This window comes from Occallatibacter sp. (assembly GCF_049582745.1).
GTDB lineage: Bacteria > Acidobacteriota > Terriglobia > Terriglobales > Acidobacteriaceae > Telmatobacter.
The window spans coordinates 38,707-50,838 of sequence record NZ_JBAUUO010000173.1; the positions used below are offsets into that span (position 1 = coordinate 38,707).

Below are 12,132 nucleotides of genomic sequence, written 5' to 3' on the forward strand. Positions count from 1 at the left end.
GTTGCAGTGTCAAGAGGGATTTTTCAAAAAAAATCAATCGGACGTCGACCTTGCCTTACTTGCTGTCGGGGAGCGGCGGAAAGAGCGGCGGATCCTTGCGCTGGTGGACCGTCTGTTCAAAGTCATACGCATAGCGAATCAACGTTGCCTCGCTGAATGCGGGGCCGACAAACGTGAGGCCGGCAGGCAGCGTTTCGTGCGTGAAACCCATGGGAACTGTAATGGCCGGGAATCCCGTTTGGGGCGACAGTACCTGGCTGTTGTCGCCTGCGGGGCTGGAAACATCGCCCACTTTGCGCGGCGCATTGCTCCAAGTGGGATAAACAATGGCGTCGATATGCTGCGCGGCCATCGCGGCGGTGAGTGCATTGCGGAAGGCGATTTTCGGTACATCATGGTAGACATCGGGGCAAGGCGTGCGGCGATCGTCGGGCTTGGGCGGGGCCACTGCGCCGCGAATTTCATCTCCGATATAAGGCAAATAGAGGCCGCTGGCCACGATGGATTTCAGATCGTGATAGGGCGCGTTGGGGTGTTGTGCGAGGTACGCGTTCAAATCGGCTTCAAAGTCACCGCACCAGAGATTCTCTTCAAGCGCTTTTTCGTTGGGGATGGTGAAATTGTCGACGATCGTGGCGCCTTCATGCTGCAGCACATTGATTGCCGCTTCGGTCAGAGCTTTGATTTCAGGCTCGGTTTTCGGGGTACTGAAGTATTCGCGATAGACACCGATGCGCGCGCCGCGCAGTCCGTGGCGATCGAGCGATTGCGTGTAATCGACGTGCGGGTGCTCGGCAGCGAGCGCGGTAACGGGATCGGCGGGATCGGGACCCGCAAGCACGGTCAGCAATGCGGCAGCGTCGGCGACAGAGCGCGTTATGGGGCCACCCACATCATTGTGCGCGAACAGCGGAATGATCCCCGCGCGGCTCGTCAATCCAATGGTCGGACGGATACCGACGAGATCGTTGTGCGATGACGGGCCGCGAATAGAGTTGCCTGTATCTGTGCCGAGGCCGGACTCGCCGAGGCTGGCCGCAACCGCCGCTGCTGTTCCGCCGCTTGAGCCCGCGGGTACACGCGTCAGGTCGTAAGGATTGCGCGTGATACCTGCGATGGAACTTTCGGTGACGTAGGGACTGAATGCCCACTCGGCCATATTGGTTTTGGCCAGGATGATTGCGCCGGCCGCGCGCAGTCGCGTCACCATCGTGGCATCGGTCGTCGGCGCAAAGTCTTTCATTGCCAGAGAGCCGCCGGTGGTTTGCAGGTTCCGCGTGTCGTAGTTGTCCTTGATGAGGACCGCGATTCCGCTGAGCGGCGGAAGTGAGTGCGTGGCTCTGAAATTGCCATCGCAGGCATCAGCCTCCGCCAGCGCATCCGGATTGACGGTAATGATGGCGTTCAGTCGAAGTCCGTTGATGGGCTTCTGGTCGTATACGGCGATGCGTCGCAAATATGCCTCGACAACAGCGCGGCAAGTCGTTCGTCCATCGCGGATAGCCTGCTGGGTTTCGCTAATGGTTGTGCCCACGACATCGATGGGCGCTGAGTTTGATTGCGCAGCGGCAACGTCGGCAGCGAAACAGAAAGCCAGAAGGAAATAAGCGACTGTCCGGCGGATGGGCATGGCGGTGTCCATCGTTATAGCACGCCGAAGGCTGGCTAAACAGAAGCATGGTTACAGAAGGCCATTGATTCTGCTCGACCTTGGTGGAGATTCTACAGCGGAGAGGGCAACCGGATTTTCACGGCGTGGCATCCTATATTCTTGAGCAAAAATCCCCTAACTCGGAGTGTGTATGAAACTTGCAAGAATTCCCACGCTGTTTGCGCAGGCCGCCGTTCCGGCAGTGCTCATTGTGCTGCTTTCTTATCCTGCCGGGCTTCTGGCACAGTCGCCGAAAGAGCACATCGTAAGTTCGCAGACGCTGCAGCAGAATCTTGAGACCTCCAGCGCAACGCGACAGGCGAACGTCCAGACACTGATGAATTTCATGAGCACGCCGACAGCCGAAAAGGCAATGCGGGATGCGAAAATCGATCCCGTACAGGTGCAGAAGGCGATTCCCACGCTGTCTGATCACGAGCTTGCAGACCTGTCGGCACGCGCCACCGACACGCAGCAGAAATTTTCTGCCGGTGTCCTGGGCACCAGCATGCTCACCCTCATCATCGTGCTGATTGCGATCATCATTATCGTGGCCATCATTCACTGACGTGCCAAAATCCGCCCGGCCAAAATCCGCCCGGTCAAGATGCGCGTGGTTAATTCTGCTCGCGGCTGCCTCTGTTTTGTGGGCGGAGGCGCCGCGAGCGCTTTGGATAGATGTGCCGTTTGTGGGGCAGCCGCGTGAGGGCTGTGGGGCAGCATCTCTATCGATGGTCATGCAGTACTGGGCCGGAAAGCAGGGAGTGTCCGCTGCCACTGACAGCGATGTGGCGCGGATTCAGCACGCGCTCTATGTTCCGCGCGAGCATGGGATTCCGGCAGCAGCGATGACCGAATATCTGCGGCAACACGGTTTCAAGGCGTTCGCGTTTGCAGGCAAGTGGAGCGACCTGGAGGAACAACTTGCCAACGGACGTCCGTTGATTGTGGCGCTCCGACCGCAAGGGCAGAGCGAACTGCACTATGTTGTCATTGACGGTATCGACTCCGCGCGCGGACTGGTCACCATGAACGATCCTGCGGAGCGCAAGCTGCTGAGCGAGGAGCGTGCAAGATTCGAGAAAGAGTGGAGCGCCACGCACAATTGGACTCTGCTTGCCGTGCCGGCCGCGGACCAGCGCTAGCCGCTTCTATCCTGAGCCGACATTTCATTCTGATCGGAGCGCTGGCTGTTGCGCTTCTATCCTTCGGGCTCCGCGCGACGGGGCAGTGCGCCGCAGGGACTACGGGCGATGCGGGTGTGCGCGCGCTCTATGACCAGCACAACTGGACCCAGGTTATTGCGGCAGCGCAGCAGATCTCGCTGCGGTCCCCGGATGTGAATTTTGAATTTGGCATTGCGCTCGCCCATCGTCAGCGCTGGGATGAGGCGCGAGCAGCGCTCGTTGCAGGTTATCGGGCGTGTCCAAAGCAGAAGCGATTCCCCATCGAGCTGGCCGGCGTTGCGTTTCAGCAAAAGAAATATCCTCACGCTGCGCGCTGGATTGAGAAAGCCCTGCGCCTCGACCCGCACGACGAATATGCCAATGACTTCGCCGGAACGAACTTCCTGCTGCTCGGAAATCTCGACGCGGCGCTGAAGTATTGGAATCGGATTCAAAAGCCGCAGATCAACGCGCTGAACATTGATCCGCAAATACACGTGCAACGGCTGCTGTTGGAACGAGCGTTCGTCTTTTCGCCGCAAGCTGTGATGCGACGTCCGGACTTCGTGGCAAGCGAGGAGCGGCTTAATGGGCTAGGTGTCTTTCCCGCTTACAACCTCACTCTGAACGCGAGACACGACGGGAAATTCAACGCCGAATTTCATGCGATTGAGCGTGACGGTTTTGGAGACGGCTGGATCCAGTCGCTGGTGTCGGTGTTTTCGGGGCTTCCGTACGAAACGATTTATCCGAGCTATTTCAACATCTGCGGATCGGCGACGAACTTCGATTCGCTCCTTCGAAGGGATGCGCAGAAACGACGTGTGTGGCTTTCGCTGTCCGGGCCGCTGCACACCTTGCCACAATGGCGCTGGCAGGCTGCGCTCGATGGTCGCGATGAGAATTGGGCGATTCGCAATGCGTTCACTGGAACAGCTCCCGAGCTCGGATCGTTCAAGTTGAAGAGGGAAGTGGCCAGGGTCACGATCACTTCGATCCACAGCGCACGATTTGGGTGGACCTCGGGCGCTGAACTCTCGCATCGCACATACAGCAACGTAGTCAACGGTTCAGCGCTCACCGCAGACTTGGTAGCGCCTGGATATGAATTGAAGCACCTCGCAAGTCTGCATGCGACTTTGCTTGACGTGCCCGAGCGTCGATTTACGCTCGGCGCAACCGCAGGCTCTGAATTCGCGCGCCTCTGGTCGAGTCCTCCGCACCTTTTTGAAAGACTGCAGGGTGGCGCAGCAGTCCGCTGGCTGCCTCGGGCCGAAGGGGACACATACGAGTTCATGCAGCGCGTGCGCGGCGGCGGAATCGCGGGAACGGCTCCAGTGGATGAACTATGGATGATTGGCGTCGAGCGCGACAACGACCTGTGGCTGCGTGGGCACATCGGAACGCGCGACGGGCGCAAGGGTAGTTCGCCGATCGCAGATCGGTATTTTCTGTCGAATACAGATTTCTATCGCAGCGTGTGGGGCAACGGACTCATCAACGTAAAAGTGGGGCCCTGGCTGGATGTCGCGAAGACTTCGGCTCCAACGAGCGCACTGGCGTCGCGCCAGTGGCTCGTAAACGCTGGCGCGGAGCTCAAGCTGTCGGTGCTGGGAACCGGCGTGGTGCTCACATATGGACGCGACCTGCGTACGGGAAACAATGCGTTCTACGGCTCGGCGATGCAGAGATGAGTTGGCAGCAACACTAGTCGCGCGTCATAGAGAAGCCTGTGGGGTCTTTTCAAGGCCCAGGATAGGCCCACACCTGCGCGCGGCCACTGGGCCTCGCTTTGAGTTCAGTCCAATCCCGGCAACGCGGACTCCTTAGCCAGACCCTGCGAAATGGACGTGGATCGTGCTACCATCTCCGCTAATGGCTGCGCGCGCAGCTCCCCAAATACGGAGATCCCCATGAGCCCATTGAATCGACGCGATTTTCTCAAAACCACGATCGTGGCAGGCGCTGCCGCAAGTGTTGGCACCCTGCCGCTTCATGCTGCCCGCCGCACCGCGACGGACATTGTGACCCTGGGCAATTCAGGGATGAAAGTGACGCGGCTTGCCTTCGGCACCGGCAGCAACAATGGCTACGTGCAGGCAGCACTGGGACAGAAGGAATTCTCGCGGCTGGTTGCTTATGCATACGACCACGGCATTCGTTTCTTTGAGACGGCCGAGTCGTATCAGACCCCGGGGATGCTCGGTGAAGCGCTCAAGCCCTATCCGCGCGATAGCTATCAGCTGATGAACAAGGTGACGACGGATACGGGCGTCGATCCCATGAAGCGTTTTGACCAGATGCGCCGCATCTCGCAGACAGAATACTTCGACATCATGCTCCTCCACTGGCAGCATACCGGCGACTGGATGGAAGAGACGAAGCCATGGCAGGAAGGGATGCTGGCGGCCCAGTCGAAGAACATCATCAAGACGCGCGGCGCTTCCGTCCACGGTCTGCCGGCCCTGCGCCAGGTGCCCGGCAACAAATTCCTCGAAGTCGCGATGATTCGCATGAACCACAACGGCACGCGCATGGACGGGCCAATTCCTGACGGCCCCGAGCGCGGAAACGTCCCTGAAGTCGTCGCGCACGTAAAGCAGGTAAAGAGCGAAGGCATGGGCGTCATCAGCATGAAACTCTGCGGCGACGGCACATTTACGAAGCACGAAGATCGCCAGGCCGCAATGCGTTTCGCGTTCCAGCATGCGGGCATCGATTGCGCGACCGTTGGCTTCAAGTCCACGCAGGAAATCGACGAAGCCATCGACAACATGAATCTCGCACTCGCGTAAGGGGCGAACCCGCGCAGCCAATTCCGCAATTTCATTACATCTGTTTAACTAAACGGGAAGAGCGTTTCGCTCTTCCCGGAGTTCTTGTTTGCAGCAACCAAATGCGACCGAGGCCAGCGCGCTCGCGCGCAATGCCGGAATCGATTTTCTGCGCGGGCTCTCGATCGTGCTGGTTTTGCTCAATCATATTGGCCTTCGCCTGCGCCTCACCCAGGGCATACTCGGCGCTCACCTCCCGCATGAGTCTCTGAACGACCTGAATTTCAACGGGTCTGAAGCGGTCTACATCTTCTTCGTCATCTCGGGATTTCTCATCACCTCGAACGCCCTCGCGCGTTGGGGCAGTCTGGGCGCAATCAACTTGCGCGGATTCTACCTGCGCCGCGCGTCGCGCATTTTGCCCTGTCTCGTGCTCTTGGTCGCCGTTCTTTCCGTTCTGCACCTCTCTGGTCTTCACGATTTCGTGATTCATCGGCAGGGGCAATCGCTGCCTGGTGCTGTCGGGTCCGCATTCGGCCTCTATCTCAACTGGTATGAAGCGCACAACGGCTACCTGCCCGCCAATTGGGACGTTCTCTGGTCCTTGTCCATTGAAGAAGTCTTCTACCTGGGATTCCCGCTCATGTGCATTCTGCTGCGCAAGGCCTGGCTCCTTGCGCCCGCCATGGCTCTGCTCGCGTTGTCGCTGCCCTTCTCGCTGGCGGGCATCGTGGGCAATCCCATCTGGAAAGAGAAGGCCTACCTGCCCGGGATGGCCGCGATTGCAATGGGTGTGCTGGGAGCGCTCGCCGCGAAACATTTCCGGCCGAAAGGAAGCAAGGGGATCTGGCCCTTCTATGCGGTCGGCGTGTGCGGCCTGGTCGGGGTGCTGGGATTCGAAGATCAACTCTCCATGCTCTTCCGCAACGGCACCATGCTGCTTCTCACCTTCTCGGCCTTGTGCATGGTGCTTGCGTTCCACTGGAGCGCAACAATGGGCGCGCCCACAAAAATGACCGGCATGGGCTGGTTATGCGCGTGCGGGCGCCTGAGCTATGAGATCTACCTCACCCACATGTTCGTCGTGATCGCCATGCTCAACATCTTCAGCGCCGTTGGCGCGAGCATGCGGTGGGGCGTTCTCTGGTATGTGCCAACGATCGCAGCGTGCTGGCTGCTCGGGTGGGCCGTCGCGAAATACTTCTCGATTCCATGCGACAAGGCGATCAGGCACCAGCTGCTCGTGCCCCCCCTGCAGTCGCAAAGCCGGCAGCGATTTAAGCTTTACTCCGGCGTAAACTGTAACGGCAAGCGGAAATCATGCGCAGGTTGAACAAGCACTTCACAGCGAAGCTCGAAAAGAGTCCCAACAAGGGTGGATGGACTTACGCCATCTGGCCTGACTCTGTTGAGTTCTTCGGAACCCGCGGGCTGGTGAAGGTGCGCGGCAAAGTAGGCGGCATTCCATTCCAAAGCTCCTTCATGGCGCTCGGTGACGGCAGGCACAAACTGCCGGTGAAAAACGAAATTCGCCGCAGAATCGGCAAAAGCGCTGGCAATAGCGTGAGTGTCGTGCTCGAAGAACGGATTTGAGTCCGACTGCTTGGGCGAGACATATATCTTCTCATCTTCGACGCTGACCAGACCGCGCGCGCTGCGCTTGACTGCACGCGCGCTCCGCGTTAGCGTGAATCTACACGGGAAAGGAGGTTGATCCAGCCTATGCAAAATGACTGTTCCAGTAGTTTCTTACGTGAGGTGACTGAGGCCTAGGGCATCGCGCCCAAGACCCCAGGTTTGCCCCGGCGGGCGAGAATCTACCAGCCGGGTTACTGGCACTCGCGGCAGCGCGATGGCCTTAGTCCAATCCCAACAGATCACCGGCAGCGGCCTGGGAAACACTCCCGGGCCGTTGTTGCGTTTGGACGGTCTTCAATGGACGTCGCGCATCTTCCACGAGCGAAGTCGCCTGCAACTTCCGGACTCCTGCGCCTCGTCAAAGCCAACATAGAAGCTGCTTCCGGCATCTCATGGGATTAGCCGTAGAGTTCCACTCCCGACCCCAAGCAAAGGAAGTCTCATGCCTGAAACGAAAAACCAGACTCAAAACACGAATCACGAAAGCGACAAGGCCGTCCGGGAACTAATCAATGCGCTTAATGAGGATCTGGCGCGGGAATACCAGGCGATCATTGCCTACACCGTCTACAGCAACGTGCTCAAAGGCGCGCAATGGATGAACATCGCGGGCGAGCTCAAGCTGCATGCTGCGCAGGAGCTGCAGCACGCGCTGATCATCGCCGACCAGATTGATTATCTCGGCGGGATGCCCACCGCGACGCCGAAGGAAGTGAAGCTCTCCGAAAAGCCGGAAGAGATGCTTCGATTCGATTTGGATAACGAGACGGTGACCATCAAGAACTACCGCGAACGCGTACGCCAGGCTGAGGCGCTCGGCCATTACGCGCTCTCTGAGCAGCTGCGCTCGATCATCTCGCAGGAGCAGGAACATCAGCACGACCTGGCCACGGCGCTCGGCATCGACGTGCCAAAGGTGCTCAGTCAGGGCGCATAGCGCACGTCCGATCAAAACTCAGAGACATATTTGTCGCAATCGCAGACCAGTTTCAGGCCTTCTTCCGCGCGGCTTCTTCGTAGACCCCCATGTATTCCCGCGCGGGCTTTTCCCAACTGAAGTTCTGTGCCATGCCGTTCTGCATCAGTTTTGACCACTGTTTCTTGTCGTAGAACGCCGTCACAGCGCGGTCGATCGCGTCGAGGAGCGCCTGCGCATCGTACGGAGCGAACTTGAATCCAGTGCCCGTATACGAGCCGGAATTCCATTCTTCAACGGTGTTATCCAGACCGCCCGTCGCGCGCACCACCGGCACCGTTCCGTATTTAAGCGCATGAATCTGGTTTAGTCCGCACGGCTCAAACCGGCTGGGCATCAGGAAAATGTCTGCCCCGGCCTCCACCTTGTGCGCCAGTGCATCGTCATGCCGGATCTGTACGGCGAATCGGCCCGCGTTGGCGTACGCGAAGTCGCGAAAGAATTTCTCGTAGTAAGGCTCGCCCGTTCCCAGCGCCACAACCGCGACATCGCGCTCGGCAAGCCGCCCCGCAATCTGCTCCAGCAGGTCGAACCCTTTCTGCGAGGCAAACCGCGAGCAGATTCCGATCACCGGCGTCTCCTCCGGCGCCTCCAGCCCGAAGCCGTGCAGCAGGTCCTTGCGACATTCGCGCTTGCCCGCGAGATCGGCGGGGGTATAGTGCGCGGCAAGGTTGCCGTCCACTGCCGGATCCCACTCCGTGTAATCAACGCCGTTCAGGATGCCATGAAGGTCGGCGCTTCGCTTCTGCAGAGCTCCGTCCAGCCCGTTGCCGAACTCCGGCGTCTGAATCTCTTCGGCATACTTCGGGCTCACCGTGGTCAGCGCGTCGGCGTAGACAATTCCACCCTTCAGAAAGTTGAACGTGTTGTAATGCTCGAGCTTATCGTACGTGAAGATCTCCCACGGCAGCAGCAGTTGCTCCGTCGTCGACGGCGGGAACCAGCCTTGGTATCCCGCGTTGTGGATGGTGAGCACCGAGGCGCATTTTTTGAGGTCGGGGTCGGCGCCATACACGGTACGCAGCAGCACAGGAATCAGTGCCGCCTGCCAGTCGTGCAAGTGAAATACGTCGGGAACCCCGATCAGTTTCGTCGCTTCCAGCACCGCCCGGCAGAAAAGCCCGAAACGCTCGGCGTTGTCCCCGTAGCTGTCGCCGTTGTTTCCATAAAGTCCTTGGCGATCAAACATCTCCGGGCAATCTACAAAGTAGAACTTCACCCCGTCGCGTTCGCCCCCGTCCACGATTCCGGCGAAACGATTGCCGTGCGGAAAAGGAATCGTAATCGAACGAACCCGGTACTTCAGTTCGCCCTCGAGGTGAGAACGAACTGCCGCATAAAGGGGAAGGTAGACCGTAACTTCGTGACCCAGCTTGAGGATTTCCCTGGGCAAGGCGCCCACCACGTCCGCCAGTCCGCCCGACTTCGCAAACGGTACGGCCTCTGACGCGGCAAAAACTATCTGCATCGCTCTTCTCCTTGCGGTCCAGGCATCGCCGAATCGGCGAGTGCCACGACAAGTTCAAGTTCCGCAACCAACCGCCAAGTTTACACGCTTCACTTTGACGCTCAGATTCGATGCGAGGTTTCCGCATCGCACTGCGCCGCAGCGTCATCTCTCACTCATGCCCAATCCACCTGTTGACTCTGATGTTGCCGACGAGACCCAGGTTCACCAATCCAGCGCTCGCGAGGAGTTTCTCGACAATCCCATTTTGAATGCGCTTCGCACGGATCACCATTCGCTCGCGATGGGCGAAGGGCTGGCTCGCCGCTACCCGGCGCCAATCGGCCCGCTGGCCGGCGCGCCTGACCAGTCACAGGCGAACTACGATGCTCTGCGGCGGCTTGCAGGCCCCGCGGGCCTCATCGGACTTTTCTTGCACGATCCACCATCGCTGCCCGCAGGCTGGAGCCTGTTTCGCGGCGGAATCCTGACGCAGATGATTTGCCTCGAACCGACCCTCGACGCCGCGGGCACACTTCAGGAAGGCGTAACCCTGCGCAGGCTTGGCCTCGCGGACGTGCCGGCGATGATGGAACTTGCAAAGCTCACAGAGCCGGGCCCCTTTCGCGAAAGGACATGTGAACTGGGAAACTTCTACGGCATCTTCGCGAGCGACCGGTTGCTGGCCATGGCGGGTCAACGCATGCGCGTACCGGGATTTGTTGAAGTCAGCGCGGTCTGCACGCATCCCGACGCGCGCGGAAGAGGCTACGCCGGCATAGTGATGCGCAAAGTCATGCGCGATATCGCCGATGAGGGCCGGACGGCGTTTCTGCATGCCTTCGACGACAATCCCGCCGTGCGTCTCTACCAGAGACTCGGCTTCACGCATCGTCGCAATTTCCACCTCGCCGTGATCAGGAACGAGGAGTAGCGGATCGCATATGCGGTTTGCCGGATACCGAATACCCAGCCTTATCGCGTAGCTCGCAACTTCTGTGTTGGCGGGCATCCGAGTCAAACTGGCCCGGTTGAGCAATTCTGAACAGACCGTTTCTGCCTTTCTCCCCCACAATCATTCCAGTAACCGGCGGCCGCTCTGCGCTGCCCTGGCACACATTCAACGGAGAACTAAAGGGGCTACCACTTGACGGATTCAGGCATCTTCTCGCAATGAAAATACGGCGGACCACGCTCCTGCTGTTGATCGCGACTGTGTGGGTTGCGGTTCCAATGCAAGCTGGATCGCAGTCAATTTCGAATGCCGGACCTCTCCCGGAAGATGCGTCCACAGCAACTTCAGGGAATCTCGACCCGACATACATACGTCCTCCGCCGGGAACAACGTTGAAGAGCTTCACTTTTGACGCATTCGGTCCCTATGCATTTTCGGGCACTGCTCTCATTGCTGGTCTCGATCAGGCAACCAATACGCCTCCGGAATGGAAGCAAGGCTTTGTCGGCTACAGCGAACGTTTCGGTTCCGATTTCGGCATCGCAGTTGTCGGGACAACCACGCGTTACGGGCTTGCAGCAGTCCTCAAAGAAGATACCTCGTTCTATCCCTGCGTATGCAGAGGTCTGTTCCCACGGCTCCGCCATGCGGCAATCTCAACATTGACGGCGCGCCGCGGCGATGATGGACATCGTGTCTTTTCTATCCCAGCGCTTATCGCACCCTATGCGGGTTCAACGGGCGCAGTCTACGGGTGGTATCCAAATCGCTTCAGCGCCAGGGACGCGTTCCGGATGGGCAACTACAGTCTGCTTGAATCTGTCGGCGGCAACATTGCTCTGGAATTTCTTTACAGCGGACCCCACTCCTTGCTTTCACGCATTCATCTGAAGACTGGACCCCACGCTCCAGTCCCAGTCTCAAGCCAGTGAATGAATTACTTCTCTATCGGCGGCGTAAGAAATCTCTTCTCTGCAACTGCTGCAAGACGGGCTTCAATTGCTCTCTGGTCAGAGGAATGTCGCCCGACGGTTTGACTGCAACATCGAAAAACTCCGAGTCCATCCACTTGGCATTGCCTACGATTTGGTCCTCATCGATTCCGTAGCCCATGTGGATCAAGGAAGGCAGAGTCACACAATGCGCAGAAAACCTTCCGAACCCGGGTGGAGTCCAAACTGACCCTCCAATCTGGACCTTGGGTGTGGGACGTATGGTTGCTACTTCCAGCGTGCGTGGGATAACCACTCCAGGTGAACTGTCTCACTGCAGGGGTTCACCCCAACGAGGTGTCAATCCCTCCACCCGTAGAAAAGTTCCACCCCCCTGAAAACAAACGCTAAAAGCTTTCCCGGTTTTTGCAGGTTATTTCGCACATAAGCCTAAGCTGGATCTATGGTAAGCGTACGGCCAGTCCCTGTTGACAGTTGGAGAGTGTGTCATGAGGTGTCCGCTTGTTTTTTATGGTGGACACCTGATGAGTGTGTCTTAGGCGGCTTCAGATGTGCGGGTTTGGAGTGAGGGC

12 protein-coding genes are annotated in these 12,132 nt (G+C 58.6%); 9 read left to right on the forward strand and 3 right to left on the reverse strand.

Annotated elements, in window-relative coordinates; all coding sequences use genetic code 11:
• Positions 1–55 precede the first annotated feature (55 nt).
• Positions 56–1,642, reverse strand: a complete 1,587-nt coding sequence (locus WCA10_RS24765) for an amidase (RefSeq protein ID WP_472825225.1) — start codon at positions 1,640–1,642, stop codon at positions 56–58.
• 160 nt (positions 1,643–1,802) lie between these two features.
• On the opposite strand from WCA10_RS24765, the gene WCA10_RS24770 reads away from it, so the two are divergent.
• The 7 genes from WCA10_RS24770 (at position 1,803) to WCA10_RS24800 (ending at position 8,166) form a co-directional block, all read left to right on the forward strand.
• Positions 1,803–2,219 (forward strand): hypothetical protein, encoded by a 417-nt coding sequence (locus WCA10_RS24770; RefSeq protein WP_472825226.1) that lies wholly within the window; start codon positions 1,803–1,805, stop codon positions 2,217–2,219.
• 112 nt (positions 2,220–2,331) lie between these two features.
• Entirely contained in the window at positions 2,332–2,796 is a 465-nt protein-coding gene (locus WCA10_RS24775; protein ID WP_472825227.1) for a C39 family peptidase, read from the forward strand.
• Positions 2,757–4,511 carry a tetratricopeptide repeat protein gene (locus WCA10_RS24780; RefSeq protein WP_472825228.1) on the forward strand — a complete coding sequence of 585 codons (1,755 nt, stop codon included), beginning with the start codon at positions 2,757–2,759 and terminating at the stop codon, positions 4,509–4,511. The genes WCA10_RS24775 and WCA10_RS24780 overlap by 40 nt, the downstream gene beginning before the upstream one ends.
• Before the next feature lie 219 nt (positions 4,512–4,730).
• Positions 4,731–5,612, forward strand: a complete 882-nt coding sequence (locus WCA10_RS24785) for an aldo/keto reductase (protein WP_472825229.1) — start codon at positions 4,731–4,733, stop codon at positions 5,610–5,612.
• Between the two features lie 88 nt (positions 5,613–5,700).
• Entirely contained in the window at positions 5,701–6,924 is a 1,224-nt protein-coding gene (locus tag WCA10_RS24790) for an acyltransferase family protein (RefSeq protein WP_472825230.1), read from the forward strand.
• On the forward strand, positions 6,912–7,184 hold the full coding sequence (locus tag WCA10_RS24795) for a DUF1905 domain-containing protein (protein WP_472825231.1): 273 nt from the start codon (positions 6,912–6,914) through the stop codon (positions 7,182–7,184). The genes WCA10_RS24790 and WCA10_RS24795 overlap by 13 nt, the downstream gene beginning before the upstream one ends.
• Before the next feature lie 487 nt (positions 7,185–7,671).
• Complete coding sequence (locus tag WCA10_RS24800; protein WP_472825232.1) at positions 7,672–8,166, forward strand: ferritin-like domain-containing protein; 495 nt, start codon at positions 7,672–7,674, stop codon at positions 8,164–8,166.
• 52 nt (positions 8,167–8,218) lie between these two features.
• Here WCA10_RS24800 and glgA read toward each other — a convergent pair whose 3' ends face one another.
• A complete protein-coding gene (gene glgA, locus WCA10_RS24805) occupies positions 8,219–9,673 on the reverse strand; it encodes a glycogen synthase GlgA (RefSeq protein ID WP_472825233.1) in 1,455 nt (484 codons plus the stop codon).
• Between the two features lie 157 nt (positions 9,674–9,830).
• Between glgA and WCA10_RS24810 the strand changes: the two genes are divergently transcribed.
• Both WCA10_RS24810 and WCA10_RS24815 read left to right on the forward strand, forming a co-directional pair.
• A complete protein-coding gene (locus WCA10_RS24810) occupies positions 9,831–10,586 on the forward strand; it encodes a GNAT family N-acetyltransferase (protein ID WP_472825234.1) in 756 nt (251 codons plus the stop codon).
• A 413-nt stretch (positions 10,587–10,999) separates the two neighbouring features.
• Positions 11,000–11,539 carry a hypothetical protein gene (locus WCA10_RS24815; protein WP_472825235.1) on the forward strand — a complete coding sequence of 180 codons (540 nt, stop codon included), beginning with the start codon at positions 11,000–11,002 and terminating at the stop codon, positions 11,537–11,539.
• A 13-nt stretch (positions 11,540–11,552) separates the two neighbouring features.
• Here WCA10_RS24815 and WCA10_RS24820 read toward each other — a convergent pair whose 3' ends face one another.
• A complete protein-coding gene (locus WCA10_RS24820; RefSeq protein WP_472825236.1) occupies positions 11,553–11,855 on the reverse strand; it encodes a TIGR03435 family protein in 303 nt (100 codons plus the stop codon).
• Positions 11,856–12,132: the final 277 nt, after the last annotated feature.